Here is an 18,928-nt window from a genome sequence, read left to right on the forward strand (position 1 = left end):
GACCGTAAGGACACGGATAAGCCGATTCTGCCATTTTATGAAAACCGCGATCGCACAGATGTAGTTGTTAGAAACTCCAGTGAGACTCTAAGAAGAGTTTTATTCTCCCAAGGTAGGCTAACAGATGGCATTCGTAAAACCTGAATTTAATCGTAAATTTGCTTCAAAACTGGCTCTAGTGGGTGCAGGGGCGCTTTTGTGCTTGATTCCCTCCGTAGAAGCGATCGCCAAAACCGTTGCTTCCACAAGTGCTGCGGCAGTTGAACCAACCGTTCTGGCGGCTCAACCCCAAGGTCACACCCAGCGGGTTCGATTTGCCAAAGGGAAAAGCTCAGCAGTTGTAGAATACTCAGTAGTGCGAGGGACTAGAGATATTTATCTGCTGGGTGCCAAGGCACGCCAGAAAATGACGATCAGCATTACCTCCCTTGAAGACAACGCTGTTTTTGATATCGTAGCTCCCAATGGGCGGATTATTGAGCAAGAGGCAACTAGCTGGAGCGGCACATTGCCTAGAACCGGGGACTATAAGATCGTTGTTGGCGGGACTAGAGGGAACGCCAGTTACAGAATGCAAGTGGGGATTAAATAATCGTTCAATTTGTCAGAATTTCTCCCCGCCGGACGCTGTACTGGCGGGGGAATTTTTTTGATAAATTGAATGGATTAACCAACAAATGACAAGCAGATGTTAAAACTAGCTTTGGCGGGTGTAGGAGCATTTTTATTTCTGACCTCTTCGGTGTACGCTGGAGAACGGAGTGCCGAAAGCGATCGCTTTGAGTTTTTCCTGCAAAAAGCAGAAATTATCCATGTTCAACACTTAGAAAAAGTAGTTTTATCAACTTCCAACTCTATCGAACTCGCTCAACTTCTGAACACCCGCTGCCCACCGAATACATCTTTATACCGTGCTGCTGAAACCAGAAACTATTTCGCCCAAATCTGCGCGGCTAAAGGGGGTACTTTCGTCTATATTGGGGGTGCCAAAAATGGAGCGGAAAACACAGTTAATGCGAGGATTCCCAGTAACAGTGGCGAACAGTTTGTTGCTGTTCAAGGCAATACCCGTCACATCCTTACCCAAAACCAGCTACGCATTCTTCAAGATAATAAAATCATCGTTAACGAAAGAGTGTTGCGATGGACTCAATAGCGATGATTATAGGAATAAATTAGATGCAAACGACATCCGAGTATTTTTGTGCCTATTGCGGCGAACCAAATGTTACGTTTGTTGACATAAGTGCCGGGGGTCAGCAGTCTTATATTGAAGATTGCCAAGTCTGCTGTCGCCCGAATATTCTCTACATTCGGCTTGATGAAGAAACCCTTGACATTGAAATCGATAGCGAATACGAAGGCTAAAGATAAAGTTTTATTACTTCCTACCTAGCTTACTCGCAAAAGATTTTCTGGGATTTCTGGAAATGCCTTTCGCCCTTCTGAAGATGAAACTATCGACAAACAGATAGTTCCTCAAAAAACAACCGTAATCTTACGGTTTTTATCTTCCAAGGAAGGTCAAATTATGGCATTCATGAAACCTGAATTCAATCGCAAACAGGCTTTGAAATTAGCTTTAGCGGGCGCGGGAGCATTATTATTCTTAGCACCAGCGGTACAAGCAGCAGAACTCACAAAAGGTGCTTCCGGTGCAAGCGATCGCCCAATCCAACTAGCTGCTTCTAACGATTGCATCAACGACATCGCAGAAGGTTTCTCTGTCGAAACAACCAATCATTATGTAGGAATTTGTTACACCCGCAAAGGCACCTTCTACGTGGGTCGTGCTAAGAATGGCAGAGGTAGCATTCTTCTCCCTGTTTCTTCTCAAAAGAAAAATGTCTATGTCGCCAAAAACGGTCGGTACACTTACACTCTGAATTTGAATACAAATCAGTTAATTATTACCTTACCTAATGGCAGACGCTCTATCGAAAGAGTCGTGAGAGTATTCGATTCCTAATTCTTCTCAAGCAGCTCAGAATTGTTAAGTTTTTAATTCTTCGCTCTCTTCTCACACCCAGATGCCCTCATCTGGGTGTTTCTTTATGCTTAAAAAAGCTGGGAATAAAATGCTAATAAGCGTTACTAAATTGGTAACGAATAAGAATTTTTAGCCAAAAAAGTGGCACGGTAGGAACTAAATTGCTTGCAACTTTCTTGAGGTACACCAGTTTTATGAAACTTGTTCATATCCTACCCGCAACGCTGATGATGGTGGGAACGCTGGCGATCGCTGCCCCGCCACTCATGCCATGCGGTGCCCCAAACACGCGCCCAGTCTCGGTGACATCAGGCGGGACGAGGACAAGCAGCGGCATTGAAGGGCAGGTATTGATTGGCCCTGTATGCCCTGTCCAACGGATAGGCGATGATTGTGCAGATCGTCCCTTTCAAGCAAGCATTACGGTTCTGAATCAGCGGGGTCAAATTGTGACTCGCATCAAAACTGACGGACAAGGGAAATTTCAGATAAAACTTAAGCCAGGAAAATATACGATTCGCCCAGAATCTCCTGGCGTTCTTCCACGCGCAGCAGAACAAACTATTACGGTGACAGGCAGAAAGTTCGCGCCGATTCAAATTACTTACGACAGCGGCATCCGGTAACTCAGAATTATCCAGTGAATGTGTTTAAAGATTTTTAAAGTTTTCCTAGAAGCGATCGCTTCTTTGGAGCTAGTGTGCAATACGGTTCAGTGAAGCTTTTTATGCAGCACTGAAGATCCCTCCTAGCCCCTCTTAACAAGAAATTAGCCCTAGGGGGTTGAAAGGATCTCCAAGGATGACGCTTCCTCACCCTGAGTTACGAATGAGTTTCCCGTGTCTGTCCGTCGATAACAGCACTCCAGTCATCATTATTCACCGCCGCTTCCAGCTTTTGCTGCCGCTTGGCATCACTTTCCTCTGCATCTGCCAAATCCTTGGTGAGCGTCGTATCAGCCATCGCTTTGCGGAGTTTGAGCTTTTTCTCCTCATAGGCGTTGCGCTCTTCCAGCGACATCGCTGCTTTTGCAACTTCGCCCACAGTGCTAGCCCACATCCCGCTGACATCAGCGTTACCAGGCGGAACGCTGCCGAGTTCTGAAATCCACGCCTCTCGCAAATTTTCCATGTCCGTGCGCTTCGGGAACTTGAACGCCTGCACCCGCACGAAAGCGCAAGTTTCTCTGCCATTTTGAGCGACATGACCGTTCAGGGAAAGCAGCACATTCCGCGAGTAGCCGATGTATTGCGTCTGGCGTTGGGTATTTAACACGGCGTACACCCCAGCAATTTTCGCATTCTGGACGCGATCGCACCAGTCCTGAAGCGGCAGCACTTCAGTTCCATCGTTTTCCACCTCGGCAGGAATAGCTATCTCAGGGGCAGCGTGTTCGTCGTCTGAGCTATACAAAAAGTCGTGCAGCCCCCGGTGCCCTTCGGGTACATTTTGGTGTTCAACGGGCACATTCTGGTTTGTCTCCACCTGAATTAGTCTCCATTCAATGAATTTGCCGCCGGGAGTCGGTCAATCCTGGGATTTATCCACTACCCATAACTTGTTTATAGTTTAGGGCGTGGGCAGTGGTGATTTCAGTCCCGCTTAGTATGACTAAGTATTAATACAGAAATCTATTAACGAACCGCCAAGATGCCAAGGACGCGAAGTAAGAGAAGAATTAGTTCACCGAGTGGTTTGCATATAGCTCAACAGCCAATTCGCCGCTGTCGCCCGACGAGTCTGTCTGGGGCCAAATTCACCCAATTTGTAGCCTTTAAAGCCGAGTTGTTCTTTTAGTAGTTGCTTGTTCTCTGGCGGAATCGAGCGGGTCAGCTTTACCGTTGGTGGACGGTTTGCAATAAAATCAGGCGGCTGCGGATATTCATCTTGCCATTCTGGGAGAAGTTCGCTGGCGTCCCATTGATTCGCGGCTGTGTCGTAGCGATAACCCAAGCATTGCCACAGCAGTTGGTTGACTGTGGCATCATCAATTTCATCGTTTAGGATAGCCCAAATCGTTTCGGTATTCAGCGGCGGTAAGTTAGACATGAGAATAAACAATTGACAACAAAAACTGTATCAATAAAATTCAGCTTCAGGACTTACGCAACATCACCACATCTGAGGGCAACCACAGGGGGATTGAACCCGAAAAAACGCTATATGTATAAGCTTTGCGTAAGTCCTGAGCTTTTTTCCCTTAGCAAATATCTCTGGAGAATTCTATTCGCCCTTTTTACAAAAATGGTACGCTCTCAGTGCTTTTAACTTGCCAAAAGTTGATTCCTTATGTTAGCAGTTGCTTCCTCCTGGGTGTGCCAAACTGGAATCTCAATACAAAATTCCGTTCCTTGTTCGGGTACCGATACGCAATTAAGCGAACCCTTATGCTTCTCCACCACAATCTGATAGCTGATGGATAACCCTAGTCCAGTGCCTTTACCGACAGGCTTGGTAGTAAAAAATGGTTCAAATAATCGGGCTTTAACATCTTCATTCATGCCCTGTCCGTTATCACCAATCCGCACAACAATCGTATTGGAAGGGGTAAGTTCTGTGCGAATCGAAATTTTACTGGGTTTGTTGAGTAATTCATCCGAACTGCGAACCCCTGAAAAGGAGCATCCATTTGGGGCTTCGCTACTGTAACGCTCTAGCTCATCAATCGCATTGCCGAGCAGATTCATAAATACCTGGCTCATTTGCCCTGGGTAACATTCCACCAAAGGTAAATCAGCATACTCTTTAATCACTTCAATCTCTGCATGGTTGCCATGTGCTTTCAGCCGGTTTTGCAAAATTAGCAAGGTGTTATCAATCCCTTCATGAATGTTCACCTGCTGCATAACCTGTTCATCATTGCGAGAAAAATTCCGCAACGATAGCACAATCTGATGAATGCGCTTTGCCCCTATTTCCATTGAAGACATCACTTTAGGCAGGTCTTCTCTGAGAAAATCTATATCGATTTCGGCGATTTTTTCTTGCATCAGGCAGCTAGGATTGGGGCACTCTTGCTCGTAAAGCGTCACTAAATCGAGCAAATTCTGCACATAGTCAATTGCATAATTCAGGTTCCCGTAGATAAAGCTGACGGGGTTGTTGATTTCATGAGCCACACCTGCTACTAAACATCCCAGATTGGACATTTTTTCTTTTTCAACGAGTTGGGATTGGACTTGTTGCAGGTCGTGCAAAGCTTGCTCTAAATGCTTTGCTTGAGCGTTCGCTTGGGCAGTGGTGGCACAACTTTGCTCGTAGAGTTCCGCTTGATGAACGTCAATGGCTAGTTGTTCAACATCACTTTCTTTTTGATACTGGCTCACCACTGCATCTAGAGCTTCAAGCAGGTTGGTGGAAGACTCTGTGAGAATGTAGTGCAGATGCGGATTGTCTGATGTCAGTTCTTCAGGGGTTGCTTGGGCGATCGCTCTCGCTTGCGCGATATATTGGCGTATGTGCCGATCTAAATTTAGAGGTGGCTCAAAGTACATTGACCGAACAACTGGTGATGGTTGACCCGGTAGTTTCATCTCCGGATTGCCCTCGATCAAACCACTGTGCGACCTTTCCATCAAATCCAGGTCAGCTTGCAAAGTAGAGCGCAATTTCTCCTGTTCGGCAATATCTTTTGTACAGACCAGTCTTAAGCCGAACAGTGCCGTGCGTTGGGATAACATCCGCTGACGACCACTGACATTGACCACCGCCGCGTTAATTTCCCGCACTGTGTTAATTTCGTTTAAATGTAAATAATTAGTCAAGACAAGTACCGGCAATACTTCAAAGAACCATAAAGATTGCGGAATTATACCATTAGCCGTTTTTTTTGTCATGGTACTTGTTAGAGCTTTTTTGAAGTGAGAAGCAAAAAAACCGCGAATTTAGTGTATAGTCACGTAAATCTATGACTAAGTTCCAGTTTACTTGTAATTAAAGATGCAGCTTTGACTTCCTCCGAATTGTGGCTTGGCTAGTACTGAAAAACTATGAACGAAAGCGGTGCCAAATTTAGTGCATTTTTATACGGATTAAAAAAATTAATGTTACCTAAAGGCGGCAGCTTCTGTGAATTAGTCGGACTGATTAAATATTTTGCACTCAGCAGGCAAGGCATCGCCAAGTAGCTGTCGGAAGCTGGCATAATATATGCCTACAGAAGTCTGGTAAACGGGGGATGCTTCGCCTCGTAGCTTTTCCTCGGTATTAGAGGAAGTCGGGAGGGTTTTTTCTCTCATCCACTCTTGTTCCTCAGTTTTCGTTCCTGCTTCTAGAGCATCAATCGCATTGCTGAGAATGTTCATAAATACCTGGTTTAGCTGGTCTGGGTAGCATTCTAACAGTGGCAAATTGTCGAATTCTTTAAAAACTTGAATGGGGCAATTCTGGCATTTTGTCGTTTTCAAGCGATGCTGCAAAATTAAAAGCGTGTTGTCAATGCCTTCGTGAATATCAACCAACTTCATCTCAGCTTCATCTAACCGCGAGAAGTTTCGCAAACCCAGGACAATTTGCCAAATTCTGTCTGCTCCCAAATGCATGGAATTGAGAAGATTGGGTAAGTCATCAATCAGAAATTATAGCTCAATCGCTTCAGCTTTTTCCTGAACGGTTATTGGGTTGGCGTGAACCAGGTTATCGCCGATGAAATTCACCAGGTTGTTAATTTCGTGGGCGATACCGGCAACTAGATAGCCGAGGCTGGAAATTTTTTCGGTTTGAATCAGTTGGGTTTGGGTTTGTTGTAACTGTTTTACTGACTACAAACAATTGCCCCGATATAACTCAAGGAAATTCCCCCTTTTTTCTAGCTCGGCGGCGCTCCCTTCGCGATCGCTAGGGGGGATCAAAACGCGACTGGCAGTTCAAGAAGACTTGTGTGTACACGGTAGCCCGAAAAGCAGGGAACCCCAAGAAAGCCATCTCTTGGGGTTCCGGGAAATTATGGGAATCAAGCGGACATGATATGACTCACCAGCGGGGGAGGCGGGAAGTTTTTAGTGATTACCTACCCATTCCCTTTCCCCAACTCCGATTTGTGAATCATTCCTCAGCCTTGGCACCTAGGCGGAGGAAGACTTTACTGCGGCGAACCCCGTCATCGCTGCCGTAGCTGCTAAAGGCAAGCGAATTTAGCTCGTTAAATAATGGTTTCGCCACCAGTTCCACCACTTTGACAATGGGCAGCTGACGCTCTAAGAACGCCTGACTAGATGCCCAGTCTAGATACAAATAGCCGTTATTCGGCTGGGGTAAAGAGGCGATGTTTGCCTGGAAGCGATCGCTCTTGACGAGAGAATTATTAGGAGCCTTAATCGCTTGATTCATTGCCTCGATCGAAGTGGTGAAAATCTCGTATTTGCCGATACTGGCGTGAACTCCTTTCACCTGTGCCTCTAGCCTGACTGGATCTTGGTCTTCACCCTGATTCTTATCGGCGGTGGTTGTTAATTTTGTCCAGGCAGAAATGGGTTGATTCTCCAGGGTAAATGAGCTAACGCTCAACCCTTGTTGTTTGGCAATGGCGTCTAGACGATCGATTGACTCTTCTGCTTTTGTCGTTGCTCTCTCGGCTACAAAAATCCAATCTGAATCTTTGCGGTCGGGACGAGGTAGCATTCCCAAAGCGTACTCGCCTTGCACCCAACTAAAGATATCTTGCCTCAGATCGATGCCCCAACGAGCTTGGAGATTCGCTATGGGTTGATTGATGAGTTGGGCAAAGCTATCATTGCTATCTAATCTAGAAGTGAGTTGAGTCCATTGCTCCAAGTTGCTACCAGAAGCCGCGATCGCTATTTTCTCTGGCAGATACTGCAACGCTCCGACTGGTTGAGATAGGGTGGGAGTTGTCGGGGGGATTTCCTGTCCGGTAGCCGCCAACAAAGCGGTTTCTGCCAGCAATCCTTGAGTTTTGGGAGAGAGGGCGATCGCTAAACTCTCATACGTCTGGCTAATTTCCATCTGTGAATTATTCCCCAGCAACTTCGCCAGCGCGGGCAGATTCACATAAGTGAGACCAATTTTCGGCTGAGAGATGCTTTCTATTGCCCGCTGATAAGAAGTTGAATCGCTGAGGCTGAGATTGGGCGCTTGCACATTATTAATGGCTTCTCTCAGCACTCTAGGATGATTGGCAAACAACACAAAGCGATCGCCGACAACTGCGCTAGCAATTGTATTTTGAGTAGAGGCGCGATTTATTATCGCGTCTTTTTGCAAAGATGCCGATTTATCGCGGTTGTAGAAGCCTTTATTTCCCGCGTCTTGAGTTTTGACTCCTGAATCCTGATTCCTATAAATCAGCTTGACACCTTTATAGGTTTCAAAGACTAAATCTGTCTCGACATTTGCTTGCTTCTGCCAGAATAAATCCACAAACTCGCGGCTGCGTTGCGGGTTTTTGGTGGTGACAGCCAGTAGCAGCCCGCGCTGCTCTCCATTGTCACGGGTACGATCGATATCTAAGCTGGTGAGAGCCAGCGTGATTTCATCCCCCAGCCAGGGTTGGATATCTCGGCGATAGTCCAGATCGGTGTTAGCGAGTAAGCTTTGTTTAAATTGGTTGAGTTCTGCACGCGATCGCTTGCGGTTCGCGGGACGCGCTACAGCCTGGCGCAACCCTTCCAACCGATCTGGATTCACAAGCAATGACACCATTACGGGTGCCTGTTTCGGCACAAATATGGTGGCAGTTGGGTTCGTCACCTGCCCGCCCCCTATAAGGGCGAGGGGACTGTTTGCCCTCAACCAGTAAAAGCCACCGGCACCAATTAACAGCAGCACTAAAACGCCAGCTGCCAGAACGTAGAAAAACGAGCGTCGCTTCATGGTGAAATGTAGACCTTGGGTGAGCGCGATTCAGCTAAGAACACTAATCCCGATGCCAGAACCTATTATTTCAGCTCATCGGACTGCCAACTATTAAAATCTTAGTTAATCTCAAGCGTTGCACAACCTCATGTCTGCTCAATCTTTTAGCCAAGATATTCCCCAGATTAGTGTAGAAGAACTTGCCAGCCGTCTTGCCGATTCCCCTCAGAGTCTGCAATTGGTGGATGTGCGAGAACCACGGGAAGTAGCGATCGCCAGCATCAAGGGTTTTGAAAACCTCCCCCTGTCGGAATTTGCCGACTGGGCTGACCAAATCCACACCCAGTTCGATCCGCACGCCGAGACGCTGGTCATCTGCCATCATGGCATCCGTTCGGCTCAGATGTGCCAGTGGCTAAAAATGCAAGGCTTCACCAATGTCAAAAATGTTGCCGGTGGCATTGATGCTTACTCAATCCAAGTCGATCCAACGATTTCCCAATACTAATCGGCTTCCCCGCACAAAACTATATGGAAAAGCATAGCCTGCAAGGAGAGGGCAGAAATTCTCCCCCTTCCTTACCAGGGAAGAAGGCTGGGGGTTAGGTTTTTTAACTAAATTACGTATCACGATATTGTTTGAATTTTTACTAGCCAAATAAGTATTTAGATGTTTTTTGCTGACAAATTTAGATACAGTCGAGTAGACTACAGACAATCCTGATAGAGACTGTGGAATCTAGAGTTTCGATAGCGATAATGTCTTAATTCTGTAATCACTCGTCATGGTATGTCTAAGGTTGAAGTTCGGCGGCTGTTATGCTTCTACTAGCTGGGTGTGGCGAACCGGCAGGTAGAAGGCAGCATCTGCTATTCTGTTTTAACCTATATTTAAACGGTTGCTTGCTTAACAAGAGCGCCGGACTTACTGATGAACTCATCATCAGAAGTCCAGGAATTTCCAATTGTTTTTAAAATCCTATCCAATTTGGCTTTCGTTTAAATGGCTAGGCAAGTAAGTCTGACTGACCGTCAACAACGTATTCTTAGGGCAACTGTCCGTCACTATATTGCGACGGCTGAGCCAGTCGGCTCGAAAGCTTTGGTAGACGAGTATAATCTCAGCGTCAGCCCAGCGACGATTCGCAATACAATGGGCGTCTTAGAGAAAGCGGGGTTGCTCTATCAACCCCATACCTCTGCTGGGCGGGTTCCCTCGGACTCTGGCTATCGAATTTATGTCGATCAATTAATTAAGCCTTCTGAAGCCCTGGGGCGTCAGGTAGAGCAGTTATTCACAAACCGTTTGAGCTTAGAACATCAGAGCTTCGAGACAGTGTTGCGGGGTGCAGCGCAAATTCTGGCAACGCTCAGCGGTTATATTACCCTGATCACGATGCCGCAGACTCGGACTAATCGTTTGCGGCATTTGCAACTGGTGCAGCTCGATCCGGGAAGGGTGATGCTGATTGTGGTGACGGATTCTTATGAGACGACTAGCGTGTTGATGGAGTTACCGCTCTCAGGATCGGAGGATGACCAACCGGATGCAGAAATTGTAGAGCGGGAGTTGCAGATTTTATCGAATTTTTTGAATAGTCAGTTGCGGGGGCGATCGCTCAGTGAATTGGTAACTTTAGACTGGAGCGAACTAGACCGAGAATTTCAACGATATGTCGATTCTTTGCGAAATCTGCTCTCCGACTTGATCCGTCGCACTTCTCAACCTGCTACAACTCCAATTATGGTTCGCGGCGTCGCTGAAGTATTGCGTCAGCCAGAATTTTCCGAGTTACAGCAAGTTCAGACACTTATACACCTATTGGAAGAGGAACAAGACCAGCTGTGGCCTTTAATCTTTGAATGGCCTAGACCAGATGTCACGGCTATCTCAGATGGCACTTCTGGTTCGCGGGTGACGGTGCGGATTGGTGCGGAAAATCCTTTAGAACCGATGCGTATTTGTACGTTGATTTGTGCAACTTACCAGCAGGGTTCAGTACCCGTGGGAAGTGTGGGGGTTTTGGGACCAACACGGATGGTGTACGAAAATGCGATCGCACTCGTTGAAGCCGCCGCCGATTATCTCTCTGATGCTCTTACGCAACCCGCTTAATTTAGAAAATGGCTAATGGCTAATAGTTAATGGGTAGCCTTTCACCATGAACATTGCTAATTGCAATTAGCTCTACTTTTGGCTTTTCATTCTTCATTGATATGGTTAGAAAAATTGGCTTTTGGTTGGTTTGGGCGGCATTTGTTAGCTATGCCTTCCTGTTAGCGCCTCCTCAACAACCAGGCACGTTTGAACTGATAAAAAATCTCTCCACAGGTCAGTGGACAGACATTAACCCCCTAGTGATAGCTCTATTTAATCTCCTGGGCATCGTACCGATGATTTACGCCTGCCTGATGTTCATTGACGGCAAACAGCAAAAGGTAACAGCTTGGCCTTTTGCGGCGGTATCTTTTGGAGTAGGAGCGTTTGCTTTGTTGCCTTATTTAGCGCTGCGAGAACCCAACCAGGAATTTCACGGACAAAAGGATTTGTTTTTGAAAATACTCGATTCCCGGTGGCTGGGTTTTTTGCTGACATTTGGCGCTGGGAGTTTGGTAGTTTATGGCTTGTTGGGCGGTAATTGGACAGATTATATTCAGCAGTTCCAGACAAATCGCTTCGTTCATGTCATGAGCCTAGATTTCTGCCTGCTGTGGCTAATATTTCCCGCACTTCTGGGAGATGATATGGCGCGTCGGGGAATCAACAATTCTGCACTTTTTTGGATAGTGGTGCTAATTCCTTTGTTTGGTCCTTTGGCTTATCTTTGCCTGCGTCCTCCTTTGCCGGAAACCAGTGCCAAAGTATTCCCCACCGAACGCCAACCAGCACAATCTAAAAATTAAAATTTGACAGAAACATGAGTAGAAAAACAGCACTTTGGTTATTATGGGCTGGATTTATTGCCTATGTTTTGCTGCTGGCACCTCCAATTACGCCAGACACGCTGAGGCTAATTAAAAATATATTGACGGGTCAGTGGACAGAGGTTAACCCAATTATCCTTTGCATATTCTCCCTGGTTGGCATCTGGATACTAATCTACAGCTGTCTTTTGTTCATTGATGGCAGGATGCAAAGAATTCGTTTCTGGCCTTTTGCTTTGGGTTCAGCGGGAACGGGAGTGATTAGCCTGATACCTTATTTAGCTTTAAGGGAACCGAATCAAGAATTTTCCGGACAAAAGGATGCCTTGCTGAAAGTTTTTGATTCTCGCTGGACGGGTATTATCCTCAATTTCAGCACGCTTTTCTTGCTAGCTTTTGGCTGGCTGGCGGGTGATTGGGGAGAGTTTATTCAGCAGTTCCAAAGCGATCGCTTTGTCAATGGCATGAGTTTGGCTTTTTGCCTGTTCTGCCTGTTGTTTCCGACCGTTCTCGGCGATGATATGGCGCGTCGAGGTTTCAATATTCCCCAAGTTTTTTGGGCAGTGGCGCTAGTGCCTTTATTGGGGCCACTTGCCTATCTATGTATTCGTCCACCTTTGCCAGAATCAAGTGCTGACGTAAGCTGTCAAGCATCTAATTTGACAGCTTAGCTTTGCTAGTTGTGGCAGGAGAAAATATAGAGACGCGCTGTACCTTGTCTGGGCGGTGGGAAGCACAATTGCCACTTTTGCCGTATTTTCTTTTATAGGCAAGTTAAAGGTGCGATCGCTCAAAAGAATGCCAACGAATCCTTACGCTTGGGTAGAGCAATCCCTCGCCACCATTCACCGCGCAGATTGGTATCGATCGGTGCAAGCGATCGCTAGTCGTCCTGGTGCTACGGTGCTGCTGGAGGGGCGTGAAGTCATCAATTTTGCCAGTAATGATTATTTGGGACTCGCAGGGGATGAACGCCTCATTCAAGCCGCAGTAGCAGCTACTCAGGAATTTGGCACGGGTAGCACGGGTTCTCGATTATTGAGCGGACATCGGGAACTGCATCGGGAATTGGAAGTTGCGATCGCATCTCTCAAACAAACTGAAGATGCCTTAGTTTTTAGTTCTGGATATCTGGCAAACTTAGGAGCGATCGCTGCTTTAGTCGGAAAACGCGATTTGATTGTGTCCGATGAGTACAATCACTCCAGTCTGAAAAATGGGGCGATTCTCAGCGGTGCAACCGTTATTGAATACTCTCACTGTAATCTTGAGGAGTTAAAAACCCAGCTGAATTTACACCGGCAAAAATATCGTCGATGCCTGATTCTCACTGATAGCGTCTTCAGTATGGATGGCGACTTGTGCCCTTTACCGGGACTGTTGAATCTGGCTGAGGAATTTAGCTGTATGCTGCTCGTGGATGAAGCTCATGCCACTGGGGTACTAGGAGCAACGGGTGCTGGCTGTGTAGAACATTTTCGCTGTAGCGATGTCCCGTTGATTCAAATCGGCACCCTCAGCAAAGCTTTAGGCAGTTTGGGCGGATATGTCGCAGGCGATTCTGCTTTGATTGACTTTTTGCGGAATCGGGCACCCAGTTGGATTTATACTACGGCTCTTTCACCCGCTGATACCGCTGCGGCATTGCAAGCAGTTCGCATCATCCAAAAAGAACCGGAACGCCGCGCCAGTCTGTGGCGTAATGTCAATTTTCTCAAACAGCTGATTGCCCAGCAATTACCAAACTTACAATTACTGCCTTCTGAATCGCCTATTCTCTGCTTTCCCTTGGAAAGTGCTTTATCAGCGCTAAAAATGGGGCATCAACTGAAAACATCTGGCATTTTTGCCCCAGCAATTCGTCCTCCCACCGTACCTACCAGTCGAATTCGGATCTCAGTCATGGCAACTCATCAAGCAGCTCAACTTCAACGATTAGTGGAGGCGTTAATGGGTAATTGCTAATTTGTGCTACAGCAATTCGTAAAATTTTCTTTCTTCGTGCTTTGCAGCGTCTTAGCGGTTCCTTAAAAAAACAATACGGTTCATTTAGAGCTAAAAATCTGCGTAGTAGCGCATCCAGCCTAAATTACTGGCTTGTGTATTGATGAAAGCAATAGCAACCAACATTTTAGAGTAGACACGCTAGTAGGTTGGGTTGAGGAACGAAACCCAACAAATGCTTATGCGTGTTGGGTTTCGTTGCCTCAACCCAACCTACAACTCATGAAGCAGCTCAACTTCAACGATTAGTGGAGGCGTTAATGGGTAATATTCAGTCTGGTTGATTCCCCGTAATCCAAGAACCCTCCCCGCCATCGCCTCCGGCTCCGGCTCCCCTCCCTGCTTGCGGGGAGGGGTTGGGGGTGGGGTTCCAAGTGCCAAAACTACTGCCGATTGTCAACGATCGTGACGCGATCGCTTACCTGAGTCACGTTATCCTGAGGCTCAATCTCATTCACAGCAGTCAGATTCTCCTGAGGTTCAACGATGCTGTTAGTGGAATCGGTTCTCGAAGTTGTAGAATTTGGCACATCGTAGATAGCCCATTCTTGAATACCGCGATTGCTCAGAACTGATTCGGCACGATCGATATCGTCTTCGGTGCCATCTACCATAACCAGATAATCACCGCGAGCCACAAGATTGTTATAAACTTGCGCTCGATCTTCTGGAATTCCTAAACCAAGCAATGCGCCAATCAAGCCACCTGCGGCTGCACCGATTCCACCACCAGCAAGGGTCGTTGCGATCGCCGTCGCGGTAGCGCCAGCCAACAGAATCGGGCCAACTCCGGGAATTGCCAATACACCCAAACCGAGTAATAAGCCAGTCAGACCGCCTAAAGCGCCCCCGGCTAAAGCACCCGTGGTTGCGCTTTCATCAACGTTATTGTCCTCAACGCGATCGCTCATTTCAACGCCAGCGATTTGATCCTGCGGGTCTGCATCTCTGGCGACGACAGAAACTTTACTCATCGGAAAGCCAGAATTACTTAGCTCGTGAAGCGCATCTTCAGTATCCCGACGGCTGATAAAGGCACCAACGGCACGCTTGTGTCGGCTGATATCCCGGTCATTGACATCTTCCGTGGGGACATAGGTGACGGGAGAGGTGGCACCCAGCGGATTCAGTCCCAATGAAGAGGAATAACCCGTCGCTAGGGGATCGAGTCCCAACGGGGAAGGATAAGTGCTGCTTACCGGATCGAAGGTGGTTGAGGAAGAAGTGCCATAATTCTCAGGAACCGCCGCAACCCCGCTCACATCATAGACACCCCAATGCTGAATACCTTGTCGGTTCAAAATCAATTCAGCCCGATTAATTTCGTCTTGCGTACCCTCGACGATTACCAAATAATCTCCTTGGGAGACTCGGTGGTTGTAAACTTTGGCTTGTTCTTCAGGAATTCCCAAACCCATAAGTGCGCCGACAATGCCACCCGTAGCAGCGCCAACCGCACCCCCGATTAAAGCATCCCCCAGCACAGAAGCGATCGCGCCTCCTGCTACAACCGGACCAACTCCCGGAATTGCTAACGCACTCAAGGCTCCCAGGATGCCAATCAAACCGCCGACTGCACCGCCTGCTAAGGCACCCGTTGCGGCAGCTTCACCGGCTTCATTACCGCCTCTGTAAGGGTTGACTTCAACACCAGCTACCTCATCTTGCCGAGTGGTATCCCGTGCCACGACAGAAACCGTGTTCATGGCAAAACCAGAATCCCTAAGCTCGTTGAGCGCATATTCCGCCTGTTCAGGTGTAGAAAATACGCCGACAGCTCGCTTGTTTTGGTCGAGGGTCATTTTTTTCCTCCTCGAAGTATTCAATAACTTCTGTTAGCACAAATACAGGATCGATTTTTTATTTATGCACTTTGTTGATTTTTCTCTTTTTTTCTACACTTTTCATCAGCCTAGAGATGTAAGATTTTTCTCTATCAACAGATGGGTAAAAGATATTCTTCTGTCATGAGCCGATGCATTTTTCGCATAGGATTTTTTGCTGAAAAACTCTATTCTGTTTTTGCTCATCTTCTTGTGTCCCTCTCTTAAGCGTCCCTTAGCATGAATGGAAAGACACTTATACTTTGCCTTATACAGTAAACCTAACCCCCGAAACGGCTTCTGTTTCAGGGAACGGGAAAGAACTTATCTCTTACAAAAAGAGGAGTTGCAAAGAAATTAACCGAAATTTATGAGGGAGAACCGGCTCCTAGAGCATGAATGGGGAGATCCTGCCGCGATGAGCCTGAGAACTTTTTTTAAACAGAGCGCGGGAATTGCCACTCATTCGTTCGGTTATACCACCCCCGATAGAGGACAAGTATCGGTACGCTCATTATTAGAAGTAGTTTAAAGACGCACCGCCAATCGATTGCCGTTAAAGGGGTGGATCTTTGTGCAAAGAAAGTGGTTACTGCCAACCATCAGTGAAGTATTAGCCCAGAGCGAACAGACTGGGGCAAATCGTGTTGTGCCTCCTGTAGAGCAGACAGCAGAAAAAGCGAATGGATTGCGCCCTGCGAGTCGGACGGCACGAGAGTACGCCCGTGCCTCGCGGGAGTGGTGTGGAGCGATCGCTGCCTTGGAACATTTGCTGCTGCAAGTTCTAGAACCTGCCACTGATTCGCCACAAACCTTGGGCTTAGTTTTAGCGGGTCCTGTGCCGGTTCTGTGCCACCCAGCGATAATGGCTCGCATACATACCGGAATTTTTACAGCAGAGCGATTTAATCCTCTGGCATTAATGCCATTTCTGCTGCCTCCAGCCACAACTCAGCAAAAGGAAAACGAACCTCAATCTACTTCCAACTTTCCGTTAATCCCTGCCGATCCCTTAACAACAGAACAGTTTTGTGTGGTTTTCACGCCACAGTTTAGTTTAGTGATGGTCGTGGGAGAAGATATCGCAGGTGCCCCAGCTTTCCAATATTCTTTTGATCCGGAAGTGGTAGAGCAAGCGTGGCAAAGTTTGCGATCGCGCTTGTTGCTGACCAGCCTTCATCAAGTGAGTCAGTTAGAAACTTTAGTCGAACGCTTTGCACCCCAAGCGCCCGATTATCGAACGGTTACGCAGTTTAGCCGCTTACTGTTGAAACATTTGCCGGAAGAAGTCAGAGGTGAGCATCGTAAAGACGCCGATTTATCCCGTCTTGGCTGTGGGCAAGAGGCAAAAGGTAAAGAGCCAGAAGATAATTCTGAATTCTCAATTTTAAATCCGGAATTAATTGAAAATTCAAGATTGAAAATTCAAAATTCCAATGATGTGGAATTACTTCAAGCTTTTGCCCACGAAGTCCGGACGCCGCTAAGTACCATTCGCACCTTAACGCGACTGCTGCTAAAACGCCGCAACGAATTGGCACCAGACATCATCAAGCGCCTAGAAATTATTGACCACGAGTGTACCGAACAAATCGACCGCATGGAGTTGTTTTTCCGGGCGGTGGAATTAGAAACAGAACCCATCAAGCGATCGCCCGTTCACCTCACGGCGATGTCTGTAGCGCAGGTTTTTCAAAACAGCATTCCTCGCTGGCAAAAACAAGCTAATCGTCGCAACTTAACCCTAGAGGTGGTGTTACCGCAAAAGCTACCCGCCGTTGTCAGTAATCCCGCCATGCTAGATCAGGTACTGAGCGGGTTGATTGAAAATTTCACCCGCAGCATCCCCGCAGGCGGTCATATTCAGGTAGAGGTGACACCCGCTGGAGACCAGCTAAAGTTGCAACTCCAGTCTCAAGCCCAACCTGACGAAAGCGGCAACTCGACCGCAGCAGACAACCCACCAACGCGCAAGTCAATTGGTCAGCTATTGATGTTCCAGCCAGAAACCGGATGTCTAAGCCTAAATCTTAACGTCACTAAAAATCTCTTCCAAGCTTTAGGAGGAAAACTGATTGTGCGCCAGCGACCCCAGCAAGGTGAGGTCATGACTATTTTCCTACCTTTAGATGTCGATGGTTCCAGCATTTGGAATACTTAATGGGTAATAGGTAGTAGGATTTTTCTATCACTTACTACGACTGAGGACTGAGGACTGAGGACTGAGGACTGAGGACTGAGGACTGAGGACTGAGGACTGAGGACTGAGGACTGAGGACTGAGGACTGAGGACTGAGGACTGAGGACTGTAGGCGCTTTGCCTTCCCGAAGGGTGGACTGAGGACTGAGGACTGAGGGGTAATAGGTAGTAAGATTTTTCTATCACTTACTACCTAATCAAATTCGGCAGCACATTTCTCTGAAGAAATTTACTTTTATTCATGAAATTTGGTGCTGGTAAAATTAGGATATCTACCAGCATTCGTTTAGCCGTATTCCTTTTTGTCAACTAGCCCCATTGGTTAATAACGAGCTGGCGGCAATGTCAATTATCTTTTATTTGGTTGAACAATAAGCATCTAACTAAGCAAAGATCAGTTATATAAATTAAGCTTAAAAGCAGCGAAAAGGTGCAAATAAACCTGAACCAATTGATTGTTCCACCAGGCGAGAGAGTCATTCTGAAAGATGTCACCTGGCAAATGTTGGAAACCATTTTAGACGAGTTAGGAGAAACCCGTGCTGCTCGACTGTCATATAGCAGAGGTACGCTAGAGATAATAACGCCTCTACTAGAACATGAGTTTGATAAAGGACTTGTTGGAGATATAGTGAAAGCATTACTCGAAGAACTAAATATTGAGTTTTTGCCTGCTGGTTCGACTACTTTAAAAAATGAAAATATGGCTCAGGGGGTAGAACCTGATGAATGTTTCTATATCCAAAACGAAGCAGCTATTAGAGGAAAGAAGCGGATAGACCTCAGTGTAGATCCGCCTCCAGATTTAGCGATTGAAATTGATATCACGTCTCGCACTCAATTTAATAATTACGAAGCTTTAGGGGTTCCCGAACTGTGGCGATACAATGGGCAAAGGTTGCAAATCAACGTGCTGCAAGAGGGAAAATATGTTGAAGCGAATCATAGTCCGAATTTTCCTGGAATGCCGTTAATTGAGCTGATTCCTCAGTATGTTGAGCAAAGTAAAGTTATCGGCAGAAATGCGACGATGAGAGCTTTCCGAACTTGGGTGAGAGAGCAAATCCAGTGAGTTTTCTGGGAGTGGCGATCGCTTCTGTTGACGGATCGCATCTCTCTAGAAGCTAATTCCGAAAAGGCGATCGCTACCCGGTACCGATGCAAATCCTACAC

Annotated in this window: 18 protein-coding genes and 1 pseudogene; 12 read left to right on the plus strand and 7 right to left on the minus strand. The window is 46.9% G+C overall.

The window, feature by feature from the left end:
• The first annotated feature begins 124 nt into the window (after positions 1-124).
• The 5 genes from ACFW2W_RS22375 (at position 125) to ACFW2W_RS22395 (ending at position 2,616) form a co-directional block, all read left to right on the plus strand.
• Complete coding sequence (locus ACFW2W_RS22375) at positions 125-592, plus strand: hypothetical protein (RefSeq protein WP_378183487.1); 468 nt, start codon at positions 125-127, stop codon at positions 590-592.
• Between the two features lie 96 nt (positions 593-688).
• On the plus strand, positions 689-1,156 hold the full coding sequence (locus ACFW2W_RS22380; RefSeq protein WP_378183489.1) for a hypothetical protein: 468 nt from the start codon (positions 689-691) through the stop codon (positions 1,154-1,156).
• A 23-nt stretch (positions 1,157-1,179) separates the two neighbouring features.
• On the plus strand, positions 1,180-1,368 hold the full coding sequence (locus ACFW2W_RS22385) for a CPXCG motif-containing cysteine-rich protein (protein ID WP_378183492.1): 189 nt from the start codon (positions 1,180-1,182) through the stop codon (positions 1,366-1,368).
• Between the two features lie 163 nt (positions 1,369-1,531).
• Positions 1,532-1,969 carry a hypothetical protein gene (locus tag ACFW2W_RS22390; RefSeq protein ID WP_378183495.1) on the plus strand — a complete coding sequence of 146 codons (438 nt, stop codon included), beginning with the start codon at positions 1,532-1,534 and terminating at the stop codon, positions 1,967-1,969.
• 215 nt (positions 1,970-2,184) lie between these two features.
• Complete coding sequence (locus ACFW2W_RS22395; protein WP_378183498.1) at positions 2,185-2,616, plus strand: carboxypeptidase-like regulatory domain-containing protein; 432 nt, start codon at positions 2,185-2,187, stop codon at positions 2,614-2,616.
• 196 nt (positions 2,617-2,812) lie between these two features.
• Here the strand turns inward: ACFW2W_RS22395 and ACFW2W_RS22400 are convergent, their stop codons facing one another.
• The 5 genes and pseudogenes from ACFW2W_RS22400 to ACFW2W_RS22420 form a co-directional block, all read right to left on the minus strand.
• Entirely contained in the window at positions 2,813-3,475 is a 663-nt protein-coding gene (locus tag ACFW2W_RS22400) for a GIY-YIG nuclease family protein (RefSeq protein WP_378183501.1), read from the minus strand.
• Positions 3,476-3,673: 198 nt separating this feature from the next.
• On the minus strand, positions 3,674-4,039 hold the full coding sequence (locus ACFW2W_RS22405; RefSeq protein WP_378183503.1) for a DUF1823 family protein: 366 nt from the start codon (positions 4,037-4,039) through the stop codon (positions 3,674-3,676).
• Positions 4,040-4,254: 215 nt separating this feature from the next.
• Positions 4,255-5,826 (minus strand): ATP-binding protein, encoded by a 1,572-nt coding sequence (locus ACFW2W_RS22410; protein ID WP_378183506.1) that lies wholly within the window; start codon positions 5,824-5,826, stop codon positions 4,255-4,257.
• A 429-nt stretch (positions 5,827-6,255) separates the two neighbouring features.
• Positions 6,256-6,750, minus strand: a pseudogene (locus tag ACFW2W_RS22415) (sensor histidine kinase); the annotation flags it as partial.
• A gap of 283 nt (positions 6,751-7,033) precedes the next feature.
• Positions 7,034-8,821, minus strand: coding sequence for a DUF3352 domain-containing protein (locus tag ACFW2W_RS22420; protein ID WP_378183509.1), 1,788 nt, complete (start codon positions 8,819-8,821; stop codon positions 7,034-7,036).
• Between the two features lie 130 nt (positions 8,822-8,951).
• On the opposite strand from ACFW2W_RS22420, the gene ACFW2W_RS22425 reads away from it, so the two are divergent.
• The 5 genes from ACFW2W_RS22425 to bioF all read left to right on the plus strand — a co-directional run bounded on the left by ACFW2W_RS22425 (position 8,952) and on the right by bioF (position 13,693).
• On the plus strand, positions 8,952-9,311 hold the full coding sequence (locus ACFW2W_RS22425) for a rhodanese-like domain-containing protein (RefSeq protein WP_378183512.1): 360 nt from the start codon (positions 8,952-8,954) through the stop codon (positions 9,309-9,311).
• 495 nt (positions 9,312-9,806) lie between these two features.
• The gene (gene hrcA / locus ACFW2W_RS22430; RefSeq protein ID WP_378183515.1) at positions 9,807-10,919 is read left to right on the plus strand and encodes a heat-inducible transcriptional repressor HrcA; all 1,113 of its coding nucleotides are present in this window, start codon (positions 9,807-9,809) and stop codon (positions 10,917-10,919) included.
• Positions 10,920-11,020: 101 nt separating this feature from the next.
• The gene (locus ACFW2W_RS22435) at positions 11,021-11,707 is read left to right on the plus strand and encodes a DUF2834 domain-containing protein (protein WP_378183517.1); all 687 of its coding nucleotides are present in this window, start codon (positions 11,021-11,023) and stop codon (positions 11,705-11,707) included.
• Between the two features lie 14 nt (positions 11,708-11,721).
• The gene (locus ACFW2W_RS22440; RefSeq protein WP_378183520.1) at positions 11,722-12,399 is read left to right on the plus strand and encodes a hypothetical protein; all 678 of its coding nucleotides are present in this window, start codon (positions 11,722-11,724) and stop codon (positions 12,397-12,399) included.
• A 127-nt stretch (positions 12,400-12,526) separates the two neighbouring features.
• Positions 12,527-13,693 carry an 8-amino-7-oxononanoate synthase gene (gene bioF / locus ACFW2W_RS22445; RefSeq protein WP_378184030.1) on the plus strand — a complete coding sequence of 389 codons (1,167 nt, stop codon included), beginning with the start codon at positions 12,527-12,529 and terminating at the stop codon, positions 13,691-13,693.
• A gap of 422 nt (positions 13,694-14,115) precedes the next feature.
• Here the strand turns inward: bioF and ACFW2W_RS22450 are convergent, their stop codons facing one another.
• Positions 14,116-15,534 (minus strand): general stress protein, encoded by a 1,419-nt coding sequence (locus tag ACFW2W_RS22450; RefSeq protein WP_378183523.1) that lies wholly within the window; start codon positions 15,532-15,534, stop codon positions 14,116-14,118.
• A gap of 595 nt (positions 15,535-16,129) precedes the next feature.
• Here ACFW2W_RS22450 and ACFW2W_RS22455 point away from each other — a divergent pair.
• Positions 16,130-17,716 carry a sensor histidine kinase gene (locus ACFW2W_RS22455; RefSeq protein WP_378183526.1) on the plus strand — a complete coding sequence of 529 codons (1,587 nt, stop codon included), beginning with the start codon at positions 16,130-16,132 and terminating at the stop codon, positions 17,714-17,716.
• Between the two features lie 27 nt (positions 17,717-17,743).
• Here ACFW2W_RS22455 and ACFW2W_RS22460 read toward each other — a convergent pair whose 3' ends face one another.
• A complete protein-coding gene (locus tag ACFW2W_RS22460; RefSeq protein WP_378183529.1) occupies positions 17,744-17,941 on the minus strand; it encodes a hypothetical protein in 198 nt (65 codons plus the stop codon).
• Between the two features lie 244 nt (positions 17,942-18,185).
• Between ACFW2W_RS22460 and ACFW2W_RS22465 the strand changes: the two genes are divergently transcribed.
• Positions 18,186-18,827 (plus strand): Uma2 family endonuclease, encoded by a 642-nt coding sequence (locus ACFW2W_RS22465; RefSeq protein WP_378183532.1) that lies wholly within the window; start codon positions 18,186-18,188, stop codon positions 18,825-18,827.
• Positions 18,828-18,928: the final 101 nt, after the last annotated feature.

The sequence above is a fragment of the Coleofasciculus sp. H7-2 genome, assembly GCF_042747725.1.
Lineage (GTDB): Bacteria > Cyanobacteriota > Cyanobacteriia > Cyanobacteriales > FACHB-T130 > FACHB-T130.

Bases quoted from the DNA above. Each gene is read 5' to 3' on its own strand.
- ACFW2W_RS22375 (WP_378183487.1), top strand. From the start codon at position 125: ATGGCATTCGTAAAACCTGAATTTAATCGTAAATTTGCTTCAAAACTG.
- ACFW2W_RS22380 (WP_378183489.1), top strand. From the start codon at position 689: ATGTTAAAACTAGCTTTGGCGGGTGTAGGAGCATTTTTATTTCTGACC.
- ACFW2W_RS22385 (WP_378183492.1), top strand. From the start codon at position 1,180: ATGCAAACGACATCCGAGTATTTTTGTGCCTATTGCGGCGAACCAAAT.
- ACFW2W_RS22390 (WP_378183495.1), top strand. From the start codon at position 1,532: ATGGCATTCATGAAACCTGAATTCAATCGCAAACAGGCTTTGAAATTA.
- ACFW2W_RS22395 (WP_378183498.1), top strand. From the start codon at position 2,185: ATGAAACTTGTTCATATCCTACCCGCAACGCTGATGATGGTGGGAACG.
- ACFW2W_RS22405 (WP_378183503.1), bottom strand. From the start codon at position 4,039: ATGTCTAACTTACCGCCGCTGAATACCGAAACGATTTGGGCTATCCTA.
- ACFW2W_RS22410 (WP_378183506.1), bottom strand. From the start codon at position 5,826: ATGACAAAAAAAACGGCTAATGGTATAATTCCGCAATCTTTATGGTTC.
- ACFW2W_RS22420 (WP_378183509.1), bottom strand. From the start codon at position 8,821: ATGAAGCGACGCTCGTTTTTCTACGTTCTGGCAGCTGGCGTTTTAGTG.
- ACFW2W_RS22425 (WP_378183512.1), top strand. From the start codon at position 8,952: ATGTCTGCTCAATCTTTTAGCCAAGATATTCCCCAGATTAGTGTAGAA.
- hrcA (WP_378183515.1), top strand. From the start codon at position 9,807: ATGGCTAGGCAAGTAAGTCTGACTGACCGTCAACAACGTATTCTTAGG.
- ACFW2W_RS22435 (WP_378183517.1), top strand. From the start codon at position 11,021: ATGGTTAGAAAAATTGGCTTTTGGTTGGTTTGGGCGGCATTTGTTAGC.
- ACFW2W_RS22440 (WP_378183520.1), top strand. From the start codon at position 11,722: ATGAGTAGAAAAACAGCACTTTGGTTATTATGGGCTGGATTTATTGCC.
- bioF (WP_378184030.1), top strand. From the start codon at position 12,527: ATGCCAACGAATCCTTACGCTTGGGTAGAGCAATCCCTCGCCACCATT.
- ACFW2W_RS22450 (WP_378183523.1), bottom strand. From the start codon at position 15,534: ATGACCCTCGACCAAAACAAGCGAGCTGTCGGCGTATTTTCTACACCT.